The following is a 432-nucleotide window of genomic DNA, read 5'->3' as shown; positions in this document are numbered from 1 at the left end:
CTCCAATCCAGAGATTGCTGAGCTGACCTCGTCGCACCTGGCCTACGTGATCTACACCTCGGGCTCCACCGGTTTGCCCAAAGGCGTGATGATCGAACACCGCAATACGGTGAACTTCCTGACCTGGGCACAGCGTTCGTTTGACGCTGAAACCTTGGCCAAAACCTTGTTCTCCACCTCGTTGAACTTCGACTTGGCGGTCTACGAGTGCTTTGCACCACTGACGTCCGGCGGCAGCATCGATGTCGTGACTAATGTGCTGGAACTGCAACAGGGCGAGCACGACATCACGCTGATCAACACCGTGCCTTCGGCGCTCAAGGCGTTGCTGGAATCCGGCGGGCTGAACGACGGTATCGACACGGTCAACGTCGCTGGCGAAGCGCTCAAGCGCAGCCTGGTGGAAAACCTGTTCGAGCAGACCCAGGTCAA

At 58.1% G+C, this 432-nt stretch carries 1 protein-coding gene; it reads left to right on the top strand.

From position 1 onward, the window contains the following. A partial coding sequence (locus GIR22_RS25860; RefSeq protein WP_154746100.1) for an AMP-binding protein occupies positions 1 to 432 on the top strand: 432 nt, incomplete at both ends.

The sequence above is a fragment of the Pseudomonas karstica genome (genome assembly GCF_009707515.1).
GTDB classification, from domain to species: domain Bacteria; phylum Pseudomonadota; class Gammaproteobacteria; order Pseudomonadales; family Pseudomonadaceae; genus Aquipseudomonas; species Aquipseudomonas karstica.
The sequence above is the reverse complement of the archived record's forward strand: the minus strand, read 5'-3'. Positions and strand labels throughout refer to the sequence as shown.